General features: G+C 68.0%; 21 protein-coding genes. 15 read left to right on the top strand and 6 right to left on the bottom strand.

The features are described from left to right. Positions 1-2 precede the first annotated feature (2 nt). The 6 genes from DIE11_RS21665 to DIE11_RS21640 all read left to right on the top strand — a co-directional run bounded on the left by DIE11_RS21665 (position 3) and on the right by DIE11_RS21640 (position 8169). Complete coding sequence (locus tag DIE11_RS21665) at positions 3-1190, top strand: flagellar basal body P-ring protein FlgI (RefSeq protein WP_124626936.1); 1188 nt, start codon at positions 3-5, stop codon at positions 1188-1190. After that, the gene (gene flgJ / locus DIE11_RS21660; protein ID WP_124626934.1) at positions 1191-2189 is read left to right on the top strand and encodes a flagellar assembly peptidoglycan hydrolase FlgJ; all 999 of its coding nucleotides are present in this window, start codon (positions 1191-1193) and stop codon (positions 2187-2189) included. A 236-nt stretch (positions 2190-2425) separates the two neighbouring features. Then, positions 2426-3181 carry a flagellar brake protein gene (locus DIE11_RS21655; RefSeq protein ID WP_124626932.1) on the top strand — a complete coding sequence of 252 codons (756 nt, stop codon included), beginning with the start codon at positions 2426-2428 and terminating at the stop codon, positions 3179-3181. 195 nt (positions 3182-3376) lie between these two features. Beyond that, entirely contained in the window at positions 3377-5359 is a 1983-nt protein-coding gene (flgK, locus tag DIE11_RS21650) for a flagellar hook-associated protein FlgK (RefSeq protein WP_124626930.1), read from the top strand. A 23-nt stretch (positions 5360-5382) separates the two neighbouring features. Continuing rightward, positions 5383-6621: a flagellar hook-associated protein FlgL gene (gene flgL, locus DIE11_RS21645; protein WP_124626928.1), complete on the top strand. Its 1239-nt coding sequence runs from the start codon at positions 5383-5385 to the stop codon at positions 6619-6621. A 240-nt stretch (positions 6622-6861) separates the two neighbouring features. Further along, positions 6862-8169 carry a solute carrier family 23 protein gene (locus tag DIE11_RS21640; protein WP_124626926.1) on the top strand — a complete coding sequence of 436 codons (1308 nt, stop codon included), beginning with the start codon at positions 6862-6864 and terminating at the stop codon, positions 8167-8169. A 40-nt stretch (positions 8170-8209) separates the two neighbouring features. Here the strand turns inward: DIE11_RS21640 and DIE11_RS21635 are convergent, their stop codons facing one another. Beyond that, positions 8210-9094, bottom strand: a complete 885-nt coding sequence (locus DIE11_RS21635; protein WP_059607347.1) for a transcriptional regulator GcvA — start codon at positions 9092-9094, stop codon at positions 8210-8212. A gap of 96 nt (positions 9095-9190) precedes the next feature. Between DIE11_RS21635 and DIE11_RS21630 the strand changes: the two genes are divergently transcribed. From DIE11_RS21630 to DIE11_RS21590, 9 genes are all read left to right on the top strand, one after another. Continuing rightward, the gene (locus tag DIE11_RS21630) at positions 9191-9805 is read left to right on the top strand and encodes a chromate transporter (protein WP_124626925.1); all 615 of its coding nucleotides are present in this window, start codon (positions 9191-9193) and stop codon (positions 9803-9805) included. Beyond that, positions 9802-10329: a chromate transporter gene (locus DIE11_RS21625; RefSeq protein WP_059607343.1), complete on the top strand. Its 528-nt coding sequence runs from the start codon at positions 9802-9804 to the stop codon at positions 10327-10329. Before DIE11_RS21630 ends, DIE11_RS21625 begins: the two co-directional genes overlap by 4 nt. A 58-nt stretch (positions 10330-10387) precedes the next feature. Then, entirely contained in the window at positions 10388-11110 is a 723-nt protein-coding gene (locus DIE11_RS21620) for a YoaK family protein (RefSeq protein WP_124626923.1), read from the top strand. Positions 11111-11310: 200 nt separating this feature from the next. After that, a complete protein-coding gene (locus DIE11_RS21615; RefSeq protein WP_124626921.1) occupies positions 11311-12432 on the top strand; it encodes a porin in 1122 nt (373 codons plus the stop codon). A 373-nt stretch (positions 12433-12805) separates the two neighbouring features. After that, positions 12806-13030 (top strand): hypothetical protein, encoded by a 225-nt coding sequence (locus DIE11_RS21610; RefSeq protein ID WP_014895816.1) that lies wholly within the window; start codon positions 12806-12808, stop codon positions 13028-13030. 244 nt (positions 13031-13274) lie between these two features. Next, on the top strand, positions 13275-14630 hold the full coding sequence (gene gor, locus DIE11_RS21605) for a glutathione-disulfide reductase (RefSeq protein ID WP_124626919.1): 1356 nt from the start codon (positions 13275-13277) through the stop codon (positions 14628-14630). A gap of 449 nt (positions 14631-15079) precedes the next feature. Further along, positions 15080-15751: a CsgG/HfaB family protein gene (locus tag DIE11_RS21600; protein WP_182670311.1), complete on the top strand. Its 672-nt coding sequence runs from the start codon at positions 15080-15082 to the stop codon at positions 15749-15751. Between the two features lie 83 nt (positions 15752-15834). Continuing rightward, on the top strand, positions 15835-16263 hold the full coding sequence (locus DIE11_RS21595) for a DUF4810 domain-containing protein (protein ID WP_124626917.1): 429 nt from the start codon (positions 15835-15837) through the stop codon (positions 16261-16263). Between the two features lie 10 nt (positions 16264-16273). After that, entirely contained in the window at positions 16274-16939 is a 666-nt protein-coding gene (locus DIE11_RS21590; RefSeq protein ID WP_124626915.1) for a DUF799 domain-containing protein, read from the top strand. Positions 16940-17116: 177 nt separating this feature from the next. Here the strand turns inward: DIE11_RS21590 and DIE11_RS21585 are convergent, their stop codons facing one another. From DIE11_RS21585 to DIE11_RS21565, 5 genes are all read right to left on the bottom strand, one after another. Further along, positions 17117-18418 carry an FAD-binding oxidoreductase gene (locus DIE11_RS21585; RefSeq protein WP_124626913.1) on the bottom strand — a complete coding sequence of 434 codons (1302 nt, stop codon included), beginning with the start codon at positions 18416-18418 and terminating at the stop codon, positions 17117-17119. Positions 18419-18443: 25 nt separating this feature from the next. Continuing rightward, positions 18444-19748, bottom strand: a complete 1305-nt coding sequence (locus DIE11_RS21580) for an FAD-binding oxidoreductase (RefSeq protein ID WP_124626912.1) — start codon at positions 19746-19748, stop codon at positions 18444-18446. 112 nt (positions 19749-19860) lie between these two features. Continuing rightward, positions 19861-21435, bottom strand: coding sequence for a DUF3138 family protein (locus DIE11_RS21575; protein WP_124626909.1), 1575 nt, complete (start codon positions 21433-21435; stop codon positions 19861-19863). Positions 21436-21536: 101 nt separating this feature from the next. After that, on the bottom strand, positions 21537-22376 hold the full coding sequence (locus DIE11_RS21570) for an ABC transporter permease subunit (protein WP_044847895.1): 840 nt from the start codon (positions 22374-22376) through the stop codon (positions 21537-21539). Further along, positions 22373-23283: ABC transporter permease subunit (locus DIE11_RS21565; protein WP_124626907.1), on the bottom strand; the 911-nt coding region annotated here is incomplete at its 5' end. The genes DIE11_RS21570 and DIE11_RS21565, both read right to left, overlap by 4 nt.

Below are 23283 nucleotides of genomic sequence, written 5' to 3'. Positions count from 1 at the left end.
CGATGCAGCAGCCTCTTTTCCATCGCCTGTCGTCCCGTGTGTCGCGCGTGCCTGCCGTCGCGCGGCTCGCCGCCGCGTTCTTGCTGGCGGCATGCGCGCTCGGCGCGGCCCCCGCGCACGCGGAGCGCCTGAAGGACCTCGCGCAGATCCAGGGCGTGCGCGACAACCCGCTGATCGGCTATGGCCTCGTCGTCGGCCTCGACGGCACGGGCGACCAGACGATGCAGACGCCGTTCACCACGCAGACGCTCGCGAACATGCTCGCGAACCTCGGCATCTCGATCAACAACGGCTCGGCGAACGGCGGCACGTCGTCGCTGAACAACATGCAGCTGAAGAACGTCGCGGCCGTGATGGTGACCGCGACACTGCCGCCGTTCGCGCGGCCGGGCGAGGCGCTCGACGTGACGGTCTCGTCGCTCGGCAACGCCAAGAGCCTGCGCGGCGGCACGCTGCTGCTCACGCCGCTGAAGGGCGCGGACGGCCAGGTGTACGCGCTCGCGCAGGGCAACATGGCGGTCGGCGGCGCGGGGGCGAGCGCGAACGGCAGCCGCGTGCAGGTGAACCAGCTCGCGGCCGGCCGGATCGTCGGCGGCGCGATCGTCGAGCGCGCGGTGCCGAACGCGATCGCGCAGATGAACGGCGTGCTGCAACTGCAACTGAACGACATGGACTACGGCACCGCGCAGCGGATCGTGTCCGCGGTCAATTCGAGCTTCGGCCCGGGCACCGCGACGGCGCTCGACGGCCGCACGATCCAGCTCGCCGCGCCGGCGGATTCCGCGCAGCAGGTCGCGTTCATGGCGCGCCTGCAGAACCTCGACGTGAGCCCGGACAAGGCCGCCGCGAAGGTGATCCTGAACGCGCGCACCGGCTCGATCGTGATGAACCAGATGGTCACGCTGCAAAGCTGCGCGGTCGCGCACGGCAACCTGTCGGTGGTCGTCAACACGCAGCCCGTGGTGTCGCAGCCGGGGCCGTTCTCGAACGGGCAGACGGTGGTCGCGCAGCAATCGCAGATCCAGCTGAAGCAGGACAACGGCGCGCTGAAGATGGTGACGGCCGGCGCGAACCTCGCCGACGTCGTGAAGGCGCTGAACACGCTTGGCGCGACGCCGGCGGATCTGATGTCGATCCTGCAGGCGATGAAGGCGGCCGGCGCGTTGCGCGCCGATCTGGAGATCATCTAAATGGCAGCGAACCTCCCGAACGCGAATGACCTGACGCAGCGCTTCGCACTCGACGTGCAGGGCTTCGACGCGCTGCGCGCGCAGGCGAAGCAGTCGCCGCAGGCCGGCGCGAAAGCGGTCGCGGGCCAGTTCGACGCGATGTTCACGGAGATGATGCTCAAGAGCATGCGCGACGCGTCGCCCGACGGCGGGCTGCTCGATTCGCACACGTCGAAGATGTACACGTCGATGCTCGACCAGCAACTCGCGCAGCAGATGTCGAAGCGCGGGATCGGCGTGGCCGACGCGCTGATGAAGCAGCTGCTGCGCAACGCGGGGCAGGGCGCGGGCGGCGACACGGCGGCCGACGCCGGCGCGGCCGGGCTCGGCGCGGTCGGCCTGGGTGCGGCCGGCTCGGGCACGTCGGGCAACGAAGGCAGCCTGGCCGCGATGAACGCGATGGCGAGGGCCTACGCGAACGCGGCGAACAACGGCGGGCTCGCCGGCGCGCGCGGCTACACGGCCGGCAGCGCGCTGACGCCGCCGCTGAAGGGCGCGAGCGGCGCGCAGGACGCCGACGCGTTCGTCGACCGGCTCGCCGGCCCGGCCCAGGCGGCGAGCGCGACCACCGGCATCCCGGCGCGCTTCATCGTCGGCCAGGCCGCGCTCGAATCGGGCTGGGGCAAGCGCGAGATCCGCGCGAGCGACGGCTCGACGAGCTACAACGTGTTCGGCATCAAGGCGAACAAGGGCTGGACGGGCCGCACGGTGTCGGCGCTGACGACCGAATACGTGAACGGCACGCCGCGCCGCGTCGTCGCGAAGTTCCGCGCGTACGATTCGTACGAACACGCGATGACCGATTATGCCAACCTGCTGAAGAACAACCCGCGCTACGCGGGCGTGCTGAGCGCGAGCCGCAGCGTCGAGGGCTTCGCGCACGGGATGCAGAAGGCCGGCTACGCGACCGACCCGAACTACGCGAAGAAGCTGATCTCGATCATGCAGCAGATCGGCTGACGGGGCAGGGGCCGGAACGGCCCCGCCCGCCGCCCGTTTCTTGCAGTCTTACGGACCGCGTCCGGCACCCTGCCGCGCGCGGTTTCAACGTTTGCGCGAAAAAAACCGGCATTTCGATCTAAACTTTCGGTGAGCACTGCCGCTAAGTGTGTGAGACCTGCAACCGGGCCATGTTCTGGCCCGGTTTTACTGCGCACCGGTTGCCCGGGCGCCCATGAAAAGAAAACCGGCTAGCCATGAATATCGAAACGTCGACCGATCCGAGCCTGGATGCGGGCCATTCCGGGCCTGACTACGCCCGCCGCAATCCGCTGGAGATCGGCGTGCAGCTGCGCAACCTCGTGAACCGAGGCGACTTCCTGACCGTCCAGTACCCGGGCGGCCAGCTCGTCACGCGCCTGCTCGAGGTCGACGTCGGCGCGCGCACGTTCACGTTCGACTGGGGCGCGCTGTCCGAGCAGAACGCCGGCATCCTCGGCGCGTCGCATTGCACGTTCGCGGCGGCGCCCGAAGGCGTGCGCGTGGAATTCACCACGAGCACGCCGCGCGAGACGCGCTACGAGGGGCTGCCCGCGTTCGTCGCCGATTTCCCCGACGTGCTGATGTGCATCCAGCGCCGCGAGTATTTCCGTGTCGATGCGCCGATCGTCGATCCGTTCCTGTGTCGCGGCAAGCTGCCGGACGGCGAGAGCTTCGTGTTCGAGGTGCATAACCTGTCGCTCGGCGGCGTCGGCCTGCGCACGGCCGACGAGCGTGTCGAGGCGCTCGAAGTCGGCACGCTGCTGCCGGACGTCGAGCTCGAGCTGACCGGCCACGGCACGCTGTCGCTCGACCTGCGGCTCGTGTCGCAACGTTCGACCCAGATGCCGAACGGTTCGCGACGCTTCCAGCTCGGTTTTCGCTTCATGTCGCTGCCGGGCAGCGCGGAGAACACGCTGCAGCGCCTGATCACGCAGCTCGAGATGAAGCGCCGCTCGCTCGCGCGGGCCTGACCTACGCCCCTCTCGCGGCCCCGCCCGGGGCCGCTTTCGCACCGGTGCCGGCAGCGTCCGCCGCGCCGTTCGACAGACGACGCGCACGCGCGCGTCGCATGCGCATTTTTCCCTCAATTTTTCCGATCCGCGGCCGTTATACCGGGAGTTACGCAACCCGGCGGCCGCAGCGCGGCCGGCTCATCAGGATCGCGCATGTCCAACACACTCATGAACCTCGGTGTCAGCGGCCTCAATGCCGCGCTCTGGGGCCTCACGACGACCGGTCAGAACATCAGCAACGCCGCGACGCCCGGCTATTCGGTCGAACGCCCGGTCTATGCCGAGGCGAGCGGCCAGTACACGTCGAGCGGCTACATGCCGCAGGGCGTGAACACCGTCACGGTGCAGCGGCAGTACAGCCAGTACCTGAGCGACCAGCTGAACAGCGCGCAGTCGCAGGGCGGCGCGCTGTCGACGTGGTATTCGCTCGTCGCGCAGCTGAACAACTACGTCGGCAGCCCGACGGCCGGGATCTCGACCGCGATCACGGGCTATTTCACCGGCTTGCAGAACGTCGCGAACAGCGCCGCCGATCCGTCGGTGCGGCAGACCGCGATCAGCAACGCGCAGATCCTCGCGAATCAGCTCAACGCGGCCGGCCAGCAGTACGACGCGCTACGCCAGAGCGTGAATACGCAGCTCACCAGCACGGTGTCGCAGATCAACACGTACACCGCGCAGATCGCGAATCTGAACCAGCAAATCTCGGCGGCGAGCAGCCAGGGGCAGCCGCCGAACCAGCTGATGGACCAGCGCGACCTCGCGGTGTCGAACCTGTCGAGCCTCGCAGGCGTGCAGGTGGTGCGCAACGACAGCGGCTACAGCGTGTTCCTCGCGGGCGGCCAGCCGCTCGTTCTCGCCGACAAGAGCTATCAGCTCGCGACCGTCACGTCGCCGTCGGATCCGAGCGAGCTGACCGTCGTGTCGCAGGGGATCGCCGGCGCGAATCCGCCAGGCCCGAACCAGGCGCTGCCGGATGCGTCGCTGTCGGGCGGCACGCTCGGTGGCCTGCTCGCGTTCCGCAGCCAGACGCTCGACCCCGCGCAGGCGCAACTCGGCGCGGTCGCGGCCAGTTTCGCCGCGCAGGTCAACGGGCAGAACGCGCTCGGCATCGATCTGTCGGGCAAGCCGGGCGGCAACCTGTTCACGGTGGCGGCCCCGGCCGTCTATTCGACCCAGGGCAATACCGGCAACGCGTCTCTTTCCGTCTCGTTCGCCAACGCGTCGCAGCCGACGACGAGCGACTACACGCTATCGTACGACGGCACGAACTACACGCTGACCGACCGCGCGAGCGGCGCGGTGGTCGACCAGAAGGCCGGGCCGATGCCGCTTTCGCTCGGCGGGCTGAACTTCTCGTTCTCGTCCGGCGCGATGAATGCCGGCGACCAGTTCACCGTGCTTCCGACGCGCGGCGCGCTGTCGGGCTTCGGCCTCGCGACGACGAGCGGCTCGGCGATCGCGGCCGCGTCGCCGGCCATCACGTCGCCGTCGAGCACCAACATCGGCACCGCCAAGATCGCGCTGAGCGGGGTGAGCGCCGGCTACCAGGTGCCGTCGACCAAGCTGACCTACGACGCGGCGACGAAGTCGCTGTCGGGCTTCCCGGTCGGAACCACGGTGACGATCCCGGGCACGCCGCCGACTTCGGTGACGATCAACACGCCGACCGACTCCGTGCCGTACGACCCGACGACCGGTGCCGCGATGACGATGTCCGGGACGGCCGCCGGGGCGATGAACGGCGTGACCGTCACGCTGTCGGGCACGCCGTCGGACGGCGATTCGTTCACGATCGGACCGTACGCGGGCGGCACGAGCGACGGCAGCAACGCGCTCGCGCTGTCGAAGCTCGTCAACGCGAAGACGCTCGGCGGCGGCACGACGACGCTCACCGGGGCCTATGCGAACTACGTGAACAACATCGGCAACGCCGCGAGCCAGCTCAAGTCGTCGAGCACGGCACAGACGGCGCTGGTCGGCCAGATCACGTCCGCGCAGCAGTCGGTGTCGGGCGTGAACCAGAACGAGGAAGCCGCGAACCTGATGCAGTACCAGCAGCTCTACCAGGCGAACGCGAAAGTGATCCAGACGGCGTCGTCGCTGTTCCAGACCGTGCTGGGCCTGTTCAGCTGACCGGATTCGAGAGGATAGAAACGATGCGGATTTCCACGACCCAGTTCTACCAGCTGAACGTTGGTCAGATGAACGATCAGCAGGCCCAGCTCGCGCAGCTCTACCAGCAGATCTCGAGCGGCGTGAGCCTGACGACGCCGGCCGACAACCCGGTGGGCGCGGCGCAGGCGGTGCAGTTGTCGATGACGTCGGCCACGCTGTCGCAGTACGCGGCGAACCAGAACGTGGCGCTCGCGTCGCTGCAGGCCGAGGACCAGACGCTGCAGAACGTCGGCACCGTGCTCGGCAGCGTCCAGTCGGTGATCGTGCGCGCCGGCGACGGTTCGCTCGCGGACAGCGACCGCGCGGCGCTCGCGACGCAGCTCGAGGGCTATCGCGACCAGTTGTTGTCGCTCGCGAACTCGACGGACGGCGCGGGCAACTACCTGTTCGCCGGCTACAAGAATGCGGCGGCGCCGTTCACGAAGAACGCGGCCGGCGGCATCAGCTATGTCGGCGATACGGGCACGCGCACGGTACAGATCGACGATTCGCGCAGCGTGCCGCAGGGCGACTCGGGCCTCTCGGTGTTCATGTCGGTGCAGGCGCTGGGCAGCTCGCCGGTGCAGGCGGCAGGCGTGGGCAACACGGGCACGGCCACCATTGGCAACGTCACGGTGACGGACCCATCGGCCGCGACGAACGCGCATCAGTTCACGATCACCTTCGGCGGCACGGCGGCCGCGCCGACCTACACGGTGACCGACAATACGGCGTCGCCGCCGACGACCACGCCCGCGCAGGCCTACACGTCGGGCACCGCGATCGCGCTCGGCAGCGGGATGAAGGTGGCGGTGTCGGGCACGCCGGCGGTCAACGACACCTTTTCGGTCACGCCTGCGCCGCAGGCGAGCGGGGTCGACGTGTTCTCGACGCTCGATTCGATGATCACGGCGTTGAAGACGCCCGTCACCGGCAACCCGACGGCGAGCGCCGCGCTGTCGAACACGATGGGCACGGCCGCGACGAAGATCAACAACACGATGCGCAACGTCACGACGGTGCTGGCATCGGTCGGCGGCCGCGAGCAGGAAGTCAAGGCGATGCAGGCCGTCAACCAGACCGCGGCGCTGCAGACGAGCAGCAACCTGTCGGACCTGACCAGCACCAACATGGTGACGACCATCAGCCAGTACCTGCAGGTGCAGAACGCGCTGAGCGGCGCGCAGAAGGCGTACGCGCAGTTGCAGAACATGTCGCTGTTCCAGTACATCAATCCGTGACCCCCGTGGCGCCCGCTGCGATGTGAGCGCACGCTTGCATCGCGGCGAGCGCCGGCAGGCCTCCGTCGGCCTTCATCGGCCTTCATCGACGCGATCGTGCCGTGCGGCACTCCGCCCGACGGCACGACCGCTGCACCGGCGGTTCGCGCTTGCCAGCCCCATTTCCGCTCCGTAAACTCGCGCCAGATTCCAGACCGGCGCACCGTCCGCAGCCGGCGTTCGACAGGAGCCCTTTTCCCCATGTCCGATTCCTATTTCCCGCGCTGGCGGGTGCAACCGACCGGCGCCGCCGCGCGCGTGGTCGGCCCCGACGAACGCCTCGCGTGGCCGCAGATGGTCGCGATGGGCGTGCAGCACGTCGTCGCGATGTTCGGCTCGACCGTGCTCGCGCCGCTGCTGATGGGCTTCGACCCGAACCTGTGCATCTTCATGTCGGGCATCGGCACGCTGCTGTTCTTCGTGCTGGTCGGCGGTCGCGTGCCGAGCTACCTCGGCTCGAGCTTCGCGTTCATCGGCCTCGTGATCGCGGTGACGGGCTACGGCGGCAGCGGGCCGAACCCGAACATCCCCGTCGCGCTCGGCGGGATCATCGCGTGCGGCGTCGTGTACGTCGCGCTCGGCGCGCTGGTGCAGGCGATCGGCACGCGCTGGATCGAGACGCTGATGCCGCCCGTCGTCACCGGCGCGGTGGTCGCGGTGATCGGGCTGAACCTGGCGCCGATCGCGGTCAAGGGCGTGTCGGCGTCGACCTTCGACTCGGTGATGGCGCTCGTCACGGTGCTGTGCGTCGGCGGCGTCGCCGTGTTCGCGCGCGGGATGATGCAGCGCCTGCTGATCCTCGTCGGGCTGGTGATCGCCTACGTGATCTATGCGATCGCCACCAACGGGATGGGCCTCGGCAAGCCGGTCGATTTCTCGATCGTCGCGCATGCCGCGTGGTTCGGCGTGCCGAGCTTCCGTGCGCCGGTCTTCGATCCGCACGCGATGCTGATGCTCGCGCCGATCGCGGTGATCCTGGTCGCGGAGAACCTCGGCCACATCAAGGCGGTGAGCGCGATGACGGGCACCAACCTCGACCGCTACGTCGGTCGCGCGTTCATCGGCGACGGGCTCGCGACGATCGTGTCGGGCAGCGTCGGCGGCACGGGCGTGACCACCTACGCGGAGAACATCGGCGTGATGGCCGTCACGCGGATCTATTCGACGCTGGTGTTCGCGGTCGCCGCGCTGATCGCGATCGGGCTGGGCTTCTCGCCGAAGTTCGGCGCGGTGATCCAGACGATTCCGGGCCCGGTGCTCGGCGGCGTGTCGATCGTCGTGTTCGGGCTGATCGCGGTGACGGGCGCGCGGATCTGGGTCGTCAACAAGGTCGACTTCTCCGACAACCGCAACCTGATCGTCGCGGCCGTCACGCTGGTGCTCGGCGCCGGCAACTTCTCGCTGAAGTTCGGCGGCTTCGGGCTCGGCGGGATCGGCACGGCGACGTTCGGCGCGATCATCCTGTATGCGATCCTGCGCAAGGAAAAGGAACCGGGCCCGGTGGTCTGACCCGGCAGCGGGCGGTGCAATGCCGCCCGCCGGCACGTATTTACGGGCCGATATTCGACTGCGCCTGCAGCCACGCGCAGAACTGCGCGACGAGCGTATCGCCGGCCGGCGCGCCCGGCGCGATCCACCAGTAGCTGCGCGTCGCGATGCGCGGCCCGGGCAGCGGCATCACGAGGCGGCCGCTCGCGAGCTCGTCGTCGATCAGCGGCAGCGGGCCGAGCGCGACGCCCAGCCCGTCGACGGCCGCCTGCAGCGCCAGGTAGAAGTGATCGAACGACTGCCGCTTGCGCCCCTTCATCGTCACGCCGGCCGCCGCGAACCAGTCGCGCCAGCCTTCCGGCCGCGTATCCGAATGCAGCAGCACGTGCCGCGCGAGGTCGTCCGCCCGGGCGATTGGCGCGCGCTTGAGCAGCGCGGGGCTGCAGACCGGAATCACGCTTTCGTCGAGGAAGTGGCCGCTCGTGCAGTTCGGCCAGTGGCCGGGGCCGCGGCGGATCGCGACGTCGAAACCGTCGAGCGTGTCGAGCGGCGCGTTCGACGTGGACAGCTTCAGCTCGACGTTCGGCACGTCGCGCTGGAACCGCGACAGGCGCGGCAGCAGCCATTTCATCGCGAAGGTCGGCAGCGCATTGATGCGCAGCACGCGCGCGGCACCGGTGTTGCGCAGCTGCTCGGTGGCGAGCGCGATGCTGTCGAACGCGGCACGGACGGTATCCAGATAGCGGCGGCCTTCGTCGGTGAGCTTCACGCGCTTGCCATAGCGGTGGAACACCGGCTTGCCGAGCCACGCCTCGAACCCGGCGATTTGCCGACTGATGGCACCGTGAGTCACATGCAGCTCGTCGCCGGCGGCGCTGAAGCTTTCGTGTCGTGCCGCTGCTTCAAAGGCCCGAAGCGCGGAAAAGGAAGGGAGATCGCGTGCCATGCTTGTGATTCTAGGTCACAAAGGCGCGCCGATAAAATCGTTTTGCCGGGGTGCGGAACGGCGGTAACCTCGAGGCACCGTTTGATGAGGACCCCCATGCAATCCGTTTCTCCGCCGCCCGCCGCGTCCCCGCGCCGGATCAGCCTCGCCGAGCTGTTCACCGGTTTCCTGTCGCTTGGCCTGATGTCGTTCGGCGGCGCGCTGCCGTTCGCACGGCGTACGATCGTCGACGAGCGCAAATGGCTCACCGCCGACGAATTCACCGATCTGCTCGGGCTGTGCCAGTTCCTGCCGGGCGGCAACGTGATCAACCTGTCGGTCGCCGTCGGCATGCGCTTTCGCGGCGTCGCGGGCGCGTTCGCCGGCATTCTCGGGTTGATCGCGGGCCCGACGCTCGTGGTCGTCGCGCTCGGCGTGCTGTATGCGAAGACGCAGGGCGATCCGCGTGTGCAGCACCTGTTCGGCGGGCTCGCTGCCGCGGCCGCGGGCCTGCTCGTCGCGATGGCCGTGAAGGTCGCGAAACAGCTGCGGCAGGCGCCGCGCACCGCGGCCGGCATCGCGGCGCTCGCGTTCGTCGCGATCGCGGTGCTGCGCATGCCGCTCCTGACCACGATGCTGGTGCTGACGCCCGCGAGCATCTGGCTCGCGTCGCGCCGCCGCGATACGCCGGCACCGCAGCACGCGGCCGCGCGCGACGGAGGCCAGTCATGAACGACACGCTGGTCGCGATCGCGACGATCTTCAGCCAGCTTTCGCTGCTCGCATTTGGCGGCGGCAACACGATCCTGCCGGAGATGCAGCGGCAGGTCGTCGACGTGCACCACTGGATGAGCGCGCACGAGTTCACCGCGCTGTTCGCGCTCGCGCAGGCCGCGCCGGGGCCGAACATGATGATCGTGTCGCTGGTCGGCTGGCATGTGGCCGGCTGGGCCGGGCTGCTGGTCGCGTCGATCGCGAAGTTCGGGCCGTCGTCGCTCGTCACGGTGCTGGCGCTGCACGCGTGGGAGCGCTTTCGCGACCGGCCGTGGCGCCGCTACGTGCAGCAGGGGCTGATGCCGGTCACGGTCGGGCTCGTCGCGGCCAGCGCGGTGCTGATCTCGGAAGCGTCGAACCGCACCGCGATCCAGTGGGGCATCTCCGCCGCATGCGCGGTGCTCGCGTGGCGCACGCGCCTCCATCCGCTGTGGCTGCTCGCGGCCGGCGCGTTGATCGGGCTCACGGGCATCGGGCAGTGAGCCAAGGACAAGCCATCTCCCGTGCAGCATACTGGCGCGAATATTCACGGGAGGATCGATGGATCTGGACGGCGCCAGCCGCAATCTCACTGTCGCCGCGTTGCTGACGCTGTCCGGCGGCTACCTCGACGCGTACACGTACGTCGGCCACGGCCACGTGTTCGCGAACACGATGACCGGCAACGTCGCGCTGCTCGGCATCAACCTGTCGGCCGGCGAATGGGCCGCCGCGCTGCATCACGTGCCGCCGCTCGTCGGCTTCGTGATCGCAGTGTTCGTCGCGCACCTGCTCGGTCTCGCCGCGCAGCGCGGCTGGATGCGGCACACCGCGTTCGCGAGCCTGATCGTCGAGATCGCGTTTCTCGGCGTCGCCGCGAGTGGCCTCGTCGGCGCGTCGAGCGCGTGGCTGGTTCCGGGCATCTCGTTCGTCGCGACGCTGCAGACGCTGTCGTTCACCCATCTCGAGGAACTGTCGTACACGTCGGTGATGACGACCGGCAACCTGCGGCGTGCCGCGCAGAAGCTGTTCGTCGGGTTGATCCCGCGCTACGACGCGGGTGCGCTGCACGACTCGGCGCTGCTCGCGACGATCAGCTTCTGCTTCCTGGCCGGCGCGGTGGTCGGCGGCCTCGCGACGCGGCTCGCGCCGGACGTCGCGCTGTGGGGCGCCGTGCTGCTGCTTGCGGGCGCGTTCGCGGAGATCGTGCGGCGCGCGTGGCGTCGCGCGGGGAACGGCGGCGACGATGGTCGCGACGGCGACGGGGTGGCGCAAACGGCCTGACGGCGCGCGAGGCAAGCCCGGTACGGGAAACGTTGTTCCCGGGCGACAGTCGCGCGATTACCGCGCGTTTCAATTTCTTTCAGAGATTGCAGTCGTCATATGATTCAGCCCACATCGCGCGCGCCATGAACGTGCGCGATCGCCACCCGGCTGCGCACGCGGCCGGCAATGAACGGAGACACCTACAAATAGGAAAGCTCATGAAGCAGACCACCCGACTCGCAGTCATCGCAGGGGGCGCCGCGCTCGCATTCGCCAGCCAGTACGCGGCCGCACAAAGCTCGGTCACGCTCTGGGGCGTCGCCGACGTCAGCGTCCGCTACCTGACCAACGCAAACGCCAAGAACGACGGCCTGCTGTCGATGACCAACGGCGCGATCACCAACAGCCGCTTCGGCATCTACGGCACGGAAGACCTCGGCAGCGGCCTGAAGGCCGTGTTCAAGCTCGAAAGCGGCGTGAACCTGCAGAACGGCGCATTCTCCGACAGCGGCCGCCTGTTCAACCGTGCGGCATACGTCGGCCTGGATAGCCCGTACGGCACGGTGACGCTCGGCCGCCAGAAGACGCCGCTCTTCGACCTGCTGTCGGACACCTACGATCCGCTGACGGTCGGCAACTACTTCGAAAATGCCTGGCTGCCGGTCGCACTCGGCGGCGGCCTGTATGCGGACAACCAGATCAAGTACTCGGGCACTTTCGCGGGCCTGACCGCGAAGGCGATGTATTCGACGGGCACGAACTACGAATCGACCGGCGCGGGCGGCTTCTCGGGCCAGATCCCGGGCTCGCTCGGCAAGGGCAATGCGTGGGGCGTCTCGCTGTCTTACGTGATGGGCCCGCTCAGCATCGCGGCCGGCGCGCAGCAGAACAGCGACAACTCCGCACGCAAGCAGACGATCTACCACGCGAACGTCGTGTACGCGTTCAGCAAGGCGAAGGTCTATGCCGGCTACCTGCGCTCGAAGGACGACACCGGTTTCGTCGACAGCCTGCTCGCGCAGCAGTCGATTCCGGTCGCGAAGGGCACGGGCCGGATCGACGACGGTCCGTTCGCGGGCGTGAGCTGGCAGGTCAGCACGCCGCTGACGCTGACGGGCGCGTTCTACTACGACCACATGCGCAACGCGATGACCGCGAACGGCACGCTCGCGAGCGGCAACCGCTACGCGATCGTCGGCATCGCCGAATACGCGCTCAGCAAGCGCACGGAAGTCTACGGCACCGTCGACTTCAACAAGACGAACGGCGCGGCGAACGTCGAACTGCCGGGTCGCAGCAACCAGACCGGCATCGCGATCGGCCTGCGCAATATCTTCTGACGAAAGTCGGCATGCATGCGCCGGCCCAGGCTCGGCGCGCATCGAAGAGGCTCCCGCGGGAGCCTCTTTTTTTTCGTCACGCGACCTTCATGCGCGTGGCCGACCATTCAGCGACCGCTCCATCGGGAACTGCCAGCCCGTAAGGATTCCGTCGGCATTCCAGAACATACTTTGACAGTGCGCACGAAGCGATTCCGCTACGCTGCGTGCAGGGTCCGCCGCGTGCCGCAACGCACGCGCGGGCGTCGTTCCGGCGTACGTTTCGCGTGCGGCCGGCCTCGTGCGTAACTTGTGTATCCGGTGATGACAAACACGGTCTGCCGGTTTTTTTCGTGGGACGATGCGCTCACGATTTTCTTGAAAGGGGATGACGATGGGTATCCTGAACACCGTGGGTGAAATCGCTGGCGCAGTGGCAGCCGTCGAGGCGGCCGAGAAGGTCGATCCGGATGCGGGTTTGCTGACCAAGGCGGCGGCAGCTGTTGCCGGCTTCAAGGGCGCCGAGGCGATCGAAGGCATGCTCGAGAAGAAGGAAGAGCAGCCCCAGCAGGCAGACGATACGCAGGCGACGGACGGCAGCGACACGTCGCAGGCCTGAGCATGGCGGCCGGTCCCGCCGCGGGTGCGCCCCTCGCGCGCCCGGACGGACCGGTGCCGCGCGGCCGGCAGGCCGGGCATGTGGTCGATCGGTGACGCATGGCAAACCCGGCAGCTGGTTTGACCGGCGAGAGGCAACGTCTCTCGCCGTTTTTTATGGCGCGCGCGTCCTGCGGCGCCACGGTCCACACGAATTCCCGATTCTTGTTATCGTGCCGTCATCCGAATCGAGATGAGGGCTTGCGATGGATTTCGACTACGACCTGTTCGTCATCGGGGCCGGCTCCGGCGGCGTGAGGCTCGCCCGGATGTCGGCGTCATACGGCGCGCGCGTCGGCATAGCGGAAGAAGAGCAGATCGGCGGTACCTGCGTGCTGCGCGGCTGCATTCCGAAGAAGCTGCTCGTGTACGCATCGCACTATCCGCACGAGCTCGAGGACGCGAAGGGCTTCGGCTGGACCTTCGGTGCCGGCACGCTCGACTGGCCCGCGCTGATCGCCGCGAAGGATCGCGAGATCAACCGGCTCAGCGACATCTACATCAACCTGCTGCGGCAATCCGGCGTCGCGATGCACGCGGGGCGCGCGACGCTCGTCGATGCGCATACCGTCGCCATCGGCGAACGCACGATCCGTGCGCGCCACATCGCGATCGCGACCGGTTCGCGCCCGTCGCTGCCGTCGCGGCCCGGCATCGAGCATGCGATCACGTCGCGCGAGGCGCTGTCGCTCGCGACGCTGCCCGCACGCATCGCGGTGGTCGGCGGCGGCTATATCGCGGTCGAGTTCGCGGGCATCTTCAACGGCGTCGGCAGCCATGTCGATCTCTTCTATCGCGGCGAGAAGATCCTGCGCGGCTTCGACGACGACGTGCGTCAATTCCTGACCGACGAGATGACCAGGCAGGGCGTCGCGATCCATGCGCGCGCGGTGGTCGAATCGATCGCGCGCGCGGACGACGGCACGCTCTCCGTGCGTGTCGGCGACGCGCAGCACGGGCCGTACGACGCGGTGCTCTACGCGACCGGCCGCGTGCCGAACGTCGAAGGGCTGGGGCTCGAACGGGCGGGCGTCGTGCTCGACGCGCGTGGTGCGATCGCCGTCGATGCGTATTCGGCGACGTCGGTGCCCTCGATCCATGCGATCGGCGACGTCACGTCGCGGCCGCAGCTCACCCCGGTGGCGACACGCGACGGCGGACTGCTCGCGCGGACATTGTTCGGCGGCGCGCGTGTCGCGGCCGATCACGATTATGTGCCGTCGGCCGTGTTCAGCCAGCCCGAGGTCGCGACGGTCGGCCTGACCGAGGCCGATGCGCGTCGCCTGCACGGCGAGGTCGACATCTACCGCGCGTCGTTCAAGGCGCTGCGCCACACGCTGTCGGGCCGCGACGAGCGCACGCTGATGAAGCTCGTGGTCGCGCGCGACAGCCAGCGCGTGATCGGCGCGCACATGGTCGGCCGCGACGCGGGCGAGATCATCCAGGGCATCGCGATCGCGATCCGCGCGGGCGCGACGAAGGCGCAGTTCGACGACACGATCGGCATTCACCCGACCGCAGCGGAGGAATTCGTGACGATGCGCCAGAAAGTGGCCGACTGACCGCAACCGGTGCGCCGGCTCGCCGGCCGGCGCGCGTGTTCCGCGCGCCCGGCTGGCGTGTGACGCACCACGGATCTCCGCGATGATTCGTAAAGAACGTCAATTCTTCCAAAGAATCCCCGTCTCGATAATCAGGCTTGGTATCATCGGCCAAAATCATATTCGGGGCCGATCATGCGCGATCAACAGCGCAGTAAACAAAATCAAGGGGTAGCCGGCGCAAGCGGGGTGGTCGATCCATGCGCCGCGCGTTCGCGTCTTGCCGCAGCACGTCCGTTGCGCGCACTTTCCCTTCGCATGCCGCCATCTCCGTCGCCGTCCGGGCGATGAAGTCGCGCGCGCCAATGCGTGCCCCAACCGTTTCAATCACCGCATCGACCGCCGGCTCGTCAACGCGCCGGCGCGCCCGTTCCGGGCAATCTTTTCACGCAAGGAGACCAGCAGTGAACATTCAGACACGACGCACCGTTCTCGTGGCGGCGGCGCTCGTCGCGGCGCTGTCCGGCTGCGCGACCGAATCGTCGCGCACGCTCGACGTGCCGGCAGTGAGCAGCGCGCAGAAGCCGTATGCGGGCAAGCCCGTCGCGATCGCGGTCGGCAAGTTCGACAATCGCTCGAGCTACATGCGCGGCATCTTCTCGGACGGCATCGACCGCCTCGGCGGACAGGCGAAGACGATCCTCGTCACGCGCCTGCAGCAGAGCCGCCGCTTCAACGTGCTCGATCGCGAGAACCTCGACGAGATCAAGCAGGAAGCCGGCTTCATGAAGAAGGCACAGGCCGTGAAGGGCGCGAACTACGTCGTGACCGGCGACGTGACCGAGTTCGGCCGCAAGGACGTCGGCGATCACCAGCTGTTCGGCATTCTCGGCCGCGGCAAGACGCAGGTCGCGTATGCGAAGGTCAACCTGAACATCGTCGACACGACGACGTCGGAAGTCGTCGCGTCGAGCCAGGGTGCGGGCGAGTTCAGCCTGTCGAACCGGGAAGTGATCGGCTTCGGCGGCACGGCCGGTTACGACTCGACGCTCAACGGCAAGGTGCTGGACCTCGCGATCCAGGAAGCCGTGAATCATCTCGTCGACCAGGTCGACGCCGGCACGCTGAAGGTACCGCAGTAAGCGTCGCAGCCCATGTAGCAGCGCGGCGCCGGGGCCGGCGCCGCGCTGGACCGATTGACAACGACATCAAAAGAGAACAGACCATGAAACGGGGTAACTGGCTGCCGGCAACGGCCGCCGCCTTGCTGCTCGCCGGCTGCGCGAGCTCCACGCCGCCGCTTTATCAGTGGACCGGCTATCAGCCGCAGGTGTACGAGTACTTCAAGGGGCAGAAGTCGCCGCAGGAGCAGATCGACGCGCTCGAAAAGGCGCTGCAGGAGATTCGCGCGAAGGGCAACATGCCGCCGCCGGGCTTCCATGCGCATCTGGGGATGCTGTACGCGAGCGTCGGCAACGAGCAGCAGGCCGAGCAGGAACTGCAGGCCGAGAAGCAGTCGTTCCCGGAATCGTCGACCTTCATGGATTTCCTGATGAAGAAAAAGACCGGCGTGTCGAAGACCGCGGATCAGAAGCCAGCCGCCCAGGCGATCGCCGGCCAGAAGGATATTGCCCCGACCACCGCCAAACCGTAACGCGCCCGCCATGTTCAAGACACTCTCATTCAAGCTGATGTCCGTGCTGTCGATCGTCGCGCTGTTGAGCGCGTGCGCGCAGCCGGTGAAACGACCCGACTACACGGCGTTCAAGAAGAGCCAGCCGCGCTCGATCCTCGTCCTGCCGCCCCTCAACGAGACGTCCGACGTGGCGGCAACCTACGGGATGCTGTCGCAGATGACGCTGCCGCTGGCCGAATCCGGCTACTACGTGGTGCCGGTTGCCGTGATGGACGAGACGTTCAAGCAGAACGGCCTGACCAACGCGGCCGAGATCCAGCAGACGTCGCCCGCGAAACTGCGCGAGATTTTCGGTGCGGATGCCGCGCTGTATTCGAAGGTGTCGCAGTACGGCACCGTCTACCGGATCCTTGCGAGCGCAACGGTCGTGTCGGCCTCGGCGAAGCTCGTCGACCTGCGTACCGGCGACGTGCTGTGGCAGGGCCGGGCGAGCGCGAGCAGCGACGAGGGCGGCAACAACGGCGGCGGCAGCCTGATCGGCATGCTGGTGACGGCAGCGGTCAAGCAGATCGCGAACACGCTGATCGACCAGAGCCATGACGTCGCCGCGTTCACCAGCACGCGGCTGCTGTCGGCCGGTCCGCCCAACGGGCTGCTGTACGGTCCGCATTCGCCGAAGTACGGGACGGACTGATCGGTGCATGTCGTGCTCGGTGCGTGGGCACGGTATGTGCCCGACGGACCGATGTCATGCGAATCGATTGCACGGCCGCGCTTGTTGCGCGGCCGTTTTTCATTTTGCATCGGTGTGTGGCGTGAGACGCGCGGTGCGCGACGCGCTTACGGCTCGCGTCGCTCCGATGCGGCCCGCTCAATGCATGCCGAACGCGTCGAGCAGCCGGTACCAGCTCATGGCGAGCACCAGCGCCGGCGTGCGCAGCGTCGCGCCGCCGGGGAAGTCGCGATGCCGGATCTTGCCGAACAGGTCGAAGCGGCTCGCCTGGCCGTCGATCGCCTCGGCGATCAGCTTGCCGGCAAGCGCCGTCGTGTTCACGCCGTGCCCCGAGAAGCCCTGCGCGAAGTACATCGTCGGCGCGACGCGCCCGAAGTGCGGCGCGCGGTTCATCGTGATGTCGACGAAGCCGCCCCATGCGTAGTCGACCTTGACGTCCGCGAGCTGCGGGAACGTCTTCAGCATGTCCGCGCGCATTGCCGCCGCGAGATCGCGCGGTTGCCGCGTCGAATAGCTGACCTTGCCGCCCCACACGAGCCGCGTGTCGGGCGCCGGCCGGAAATAGTCGAGCACGAAGCGGCTGTCGCAGATCGCCGCGCGCGCGGGCATCAGCGCGGCGGCGCGCGCTTCGCCGAGCGGCTCGGTGGCGATCACGTAGGTGCCGACCGGCATGATCTTCTTCGACAGCGCGGGCGCGAGCGTACCCACGTACGTGTTGCACGCGAGCACGACGAAGCGCGCGCGCACCTGCCCCTGGGCGGTTTCGACGACGTGGCCGCCCGACACGTCGCGCACGCGCGTCACGCAGCTGTCCTCGTGGATCCGCACGCCGGCGTCGGTGGCCGCACGCGCGAGCCCGAGCGTGTAGTTCAGCGGATGCAGGTGGCCGCTGTCGGGGTCGTACAGGCCGCCGCGATAGCGCGCCGACTGCACGTAGTCGCCGAGCTCGTCTGCCTCCACGAAATGGAAGCGGTCGTAGCCGAAGCGCTTCGCGGCCTCGTCGCGCCAGCGCTTCAGCGCATCCGCGTCGCGCTCGGTGTTCGCGGCGGTCAGGTAGCCCGGTACGAGCGCGCAGTCGATGTCGTGCCGCGCGATGCGGGACTTCACGAGCGACAGCGTTTCGAGCCCCATGTCCCAGATCCGCTTCACGTCGCCTTCCGGCATGAAGTTGCCGAACGTGTCGATGTCGCATGCAAAGCCGCCGATCAGCTGGCCGCCGTTGCGCCCGCTCGCCGCCCATCCGACCCGCGACGCTTCGAGCACGGTCACCGAGTGGCCGCGCTCGGCGAGGTTGAGCGCGGCGGACAAACCGGTGAGGCCTGCGCCGATCACGCACACGTCGGCGTCGGTCGTGCCGGCGAGCGGCGCATGGCGGGTCGTATCGTTGGCGGTCGCCGCGTAGTACGACGCGACGTGCGGCTGGTTGGCGAATGTCTGCATGATCGGGAAAGCGAATGAAATGGGCTCAGAACAGCTCGCGCACGCGGTGGTACAGCATCCCGAGTTCGAGCGCGGGTTGCCGCCACGCGTCGCCGCCGGGAAAGCGCCGGTGGCGCAGCTGCGCGAACAGGTCGAACGCGCGCGTGTCGCCCGCGATCGCGCCGGCGATCGCGCGTCCGGCGACTCCGGTCAGCGCGACGCCGTGCCCGCTGAAGCCCTGGACGTAGAAGAAGTTCGGATCGAGCGCGCCGAAGTCCGGCGCGCGGTTGCGCGTGACGTCGACGAAGCCGCCCCACGCGTGGTCGACGCGCACGTCGGCGAGCTGCGGGAACACGCCGACCATGCGCTGCCGGATCGTTTCCGCGAGCGTGTCGGGCGACGCGCCCGCGGAGTTCGCGCGGCCGCCGAACAGCATTCGATGGTCGGCCGACAGCCGGAAGTAGTCGAGGAAGAAGTTGTTGTCGCACACGGCTTCGCGCTGCGCGATCAGCGCGTCGGCGCGCGCGCGGCCGAGCGGTTCGGTCGCGATGATGTACGACGCGATCGGCGCGATGCGCGCGGCGGTGGCGGCCGGCAGGATGCCGCCGGGGCCTGCGTTGCAGCACGACACGACGAAGCGGCAGCGCACTTCGCCCGACGGTGTGCGCACGACCGGCCGCGCGCCGCGAACGACGTCGAGCGCGGGCGTGTGCGCATGGAGCGCGACGCCTTCGCGGCGCGCGGCATCGGCGAGGCCCAGGCAATATTTGAGCGGATGCAGGTGACCCGACAGCGGATCGTAGACGCCGGCCAGATAACGTGACGACGCGATGCGCGCGCGAATCGCGCCGGTGTCGAGCCACGACAGCGACGGATGGCCCCAGCGCGACGTCGCGGCATCCATCCATGCGCGCAGGTCGTCGATGCGGCGCGGCTTCGTCGCGACCGTGAGGTAGCCGCGCGTGAAGTCGCAGTCGATGCCGTGGCGCGCGATGCGCTCGGCGATCAGCGCGACGCCGTCGAGCGACAGCGACCACGCGGCACGCGCGCCGGCGGCGCCGAGCTGCCGCTCGATCACCTCGTCTTTCGCGAAGCCCGTGATTGCCTGGCCGCCGTTGCGGCCCGACGCGCCCCAGCCGGGCCGGTGCGCATCGATCACGGCGACCGACAGCCCGCGCGCGCGGCAGTCGAGCGCCGTCGACAGGCCCGCGAAGCCCGCGCCGATCACGCACACGTCGACGTCGATCGCGTCTTCCAGCACGGGATCGTCGGCCGCGGGTCGCGCGGCGGTCGCTTCGTAGTACGAGTCGCGCGCGAGCGCGTCGGCGCGGCGGGTGAAAGACTGCGTCATCAAACCGACTCCCTCGAGGACGGCCGGCGCCGGTGCGCGACGCACCGCGATCCGGCCGGGTGAAACGATGCGGGACGCCATGCACGCGGCACGGCGTCCCGCGCGGCCAGCATCAGAACGAATAGATGAACTGCGTCGCGAGCAGGTCGTTGGACTTGCCGTACGAGCCGTCGTTGCGCAGGAACACCTTGTTGTTCGCCCAGTCGTGCCGGTATTCGACCTTCACGGTGATCTGCTGGGTCGGATAGAACAGCAGATCGAGCGCGACGTCCTGGCGCACCGCGCCCTTGCACTCGAAGCCCAGGCCGCCGCCGGCCTTCGACATCGCGAGGCAGTCCGCGTCGACGCCGAAGCCGTTGTTCGGATCCATCCCGTTGCCGTTCAGCGCGATGCCGCCACCGCCGCCGCCGTTCTTCGTGTTGGCGAGCAGGTCGTAGCGCAGCGTCACGCCCATGCGACCGACCACCGGCGCGTTGAACTTGCGGTGCGCGAGCAGCGACAGACCGTACCACTGCGCGAGCCCGCCGTTGAACGCCGCATGCTGCTGCCGGCCGTAGTCGACTTCGGCGTTGTACTGAATATCGGCAAGCGTGTAGGTCGCATCGAGTTCGCCGAAGAAGAACGAACCATAGGCGCTCGGTGCCGCGCCGCCCGGGCCGTAGTGGACGACGCCCTGGTCGTCGATCGCGCTCGCCAGCGTCTGCCGCCCGATGTTGAACGACCCGCCGATATCGAGTGCGCTCGACCACGTGTAGTCCGCGCGCGCGGTGAAGGTCGGCACCTTGTTGCTCGTGCTGATCGGGTCGCCGAGCGCATTGGTGCCCGTCTGCGTGACCGAGCCGTACGTGCGGTACTGCTCGTTGCCGAGGAAGAACTTCCACGCCCAGTTGCCCTTCGTGTAGTTCGCACCGACGCCGACGTAGCTGCCCGGATCCGAGAAATCGTACAGCAGGTTGTGCGTGAGCGTGAGCATCTGGTTCGACTGCTGCACCTCGTAGCCGCCGAAGCTCGGGATCAAACCGGCGACGAGCGTCGTCGACGCGGTGATCGGCACGTTGACGACCGCCGTGTTCAGCAGGTTGTCGGTGATCGAGCCGCGCGAATTCTGCAGCAGCGTGATGCCGTTGCCGCGGTTCGGCATCAGCGTGATCTCCGCCGACGGCGCCATCGGGCCGACGCCGAAGGTCTTCTTGATGTCGAGGTAGAGATCGCCGAACGTGCTGTTGAAGTAGTTGTACGCGTTCTCGTGGTTCGCGAACAGGAACGACGACGTGCCGGCCGCGCGGTTGTAGATGTAGGTCGGGTCGATGTAGCCCGTGACCGACAGGCCCGCGAGCGGCCCGGTGTTGGCCGCGTCCGTCAGCGAGTCGACCTTCAGCTGCTGGTTCGCGATCTGCTGCTTCATTTCGCTGACTTCGTCGTTGGTCAGCGTGGCCTGGGCACGGCCGTAGTCCGGCGAGGACGGATCGGCGGCCACCATCGCCGGCTTGGCCGAGGCCGTCGCGCCGGCCTGCGCGACCGGCGCGCCGCCCGGTTTCGCGGCGAGCTGCGCCTGCATGGCCTTCATCTGCTTCTGCAGCGCGGCGACCTGCGCCTGCAGTGCCTTGATTTCGGCGGAGGTCGAGTCGGCCAGCGCGATGCCCGGCAACGCGCCGGCCACCAGCAGGCAGATCAGTTTCTTCTTCATTGCGGATTCTCCTTGTCGTGGGCCTGTCAATGTGTGATCGGTTTGCGCGCCGCATCACGCGGCGCACGGGTCTTGTTATCGATGGAACGGGAAGAGGGAAGTCAGGCCGCCGCGAACGCCGCCTTCATGTCGGCCACGCGGCGTCGCTCGCGCGCGATCATCATCTGGTTCACGACGATCACGCCGATCGTCACAGCGGTGATGAACAGCGTCGCGAGTGCATTCATTTCAGGGTTCAGGCCAAGACGCACACGCGAGAACACCACCAGCGGCAGCGTCGTCGAGCCGGGCCCGGACAGGAACGCCGACAGCACCAGATCGTCGATCGACAGCGTGAACGACAGCAGCCAGCCCGACAGCAGCGCCTGCGAGATCAGCGGCAGCGTCACCACGAAGAACACCTTCAGCGGCGTCGCGCCCAGATCGAGCGCCGCTTCCTCCAGCGACTTGTTCATCTCCTTCACGCGCGACTGCACGATGATCGCCACGTACGACACGCAGAGCATCACGTGGCCGATCCAGATCGTCACCATCCCGCGACCCTTCGGCCAGCCGAACATCTGCTCCAGCGCCACGAAAAGCAGCAGCAGCGAGATGCCCTGGATCACCTCGGGAATCACGAGCGGCGCGTTGATCATCCCCGTGTACAGCGTGAAGCCCTTGAAGCGGCCGAAGCGCGCGAGCACGAAGCCCGCCCACGTGCCGATCACGACCGACGCGGTGGCCGTCAGCAGGCCGATCTTCAGCGACAGCCACGCGGCCGTGAGCAGCTCGTCGTCCTGCCACAGCGCCGCGTACCACTTCAGCGAGAAGCCCGACCACACCGTCACCAGCTTCGACTCGTTGAACGAGTACACGACCAGGCTGATGATCGGGATGTACAGGAACAGAAAGCCGAAGGCGAGGACGCCTGTCGACAGCGGTTTGCTCGGCTTGATCATTTCGCTTCCTCCAGTTCCTTGACCTGGTAGTACTGGAACAGCGCCATCGGCACCAGCAACAGCAGCACCATCGCGACCGTCACCGCGGACGCCATCGGCCAGTCCATGTTGTTGAAGAACTCGTCCCACATCACGCGGCCGATCATCAGCGTGTCGGCGCCGCCGAGCAGCTCCGGAATCACGTACTCGCCGACCGCCGGAATGAACACCAGCAGGCTGCCGGCGATGATCCCGTTCTTCGACAGCGGCAGCGTGATGCGCGTGAACGCGACCCACGGTCTGGCGCCAAGGTCGTACGCGGCCTCGAGCAGCGTCAGATCCATCTTCACGAGGTGCGCATACAGCGGCATCACCATGAACGGCAGGTACGAATAGACCATCCCGATGTAGACGCCCGCGTCGCTGTGATAGAGGCGCAGCGGCGTGTGGATGATGCCCAGTGCGATCAGCGTGTGGTTCAGGAGGCCGTCATCCTTCAGGATGCCGATCCATGCGTACACGCGAATCAGGAACGACGTCCAGAACGGCAGCATCACGGCCATCATCAGCACGTTGCGCCGGGCCGGTTCCGAGCGCGCGATGTAGTACGCCATCGGGTAACCGATCAGCAGGCACAGCAGCGTCGACACGGCGGCCATCTTCAGCGAGCTGAGGTAGGTCGCGATGTACAGGTCGTCCTGCAGCAGGAACGCGTAGTGCGACAGCTGCAGCGCGAAGTGCACGACGCCGTCCTTGATCTCGACGAGCGACGTGTACGGCGGGATCCCCATCACCTGGTCGGCGAAGCTGATCTTGAACACCAGCACGAACGGCAGCGCGAAGAAGATCGTGAGCCACACGAACGGCACGCCGATCGCGATGCCGCGGCCCGACGGCAGGAAGCGCGACAGCGCGGCGAAGCGGCTGC

Source organism: Burkholderia sp. Bp9012, assembly GCF_003853825.1.
Taxonomy (GTDB): Bacteria; Pseudomonadota; Gammaproteobacteria; order Burkholderiales; family Burkholderiaceae; genus Burkholderia; species Burkholderia diffusa.
The sequence above is the reverse complement of the archived record's forward strand: the minus strand, read 5'-3'. Positions and strand labels throughout refer to the sequence as shown.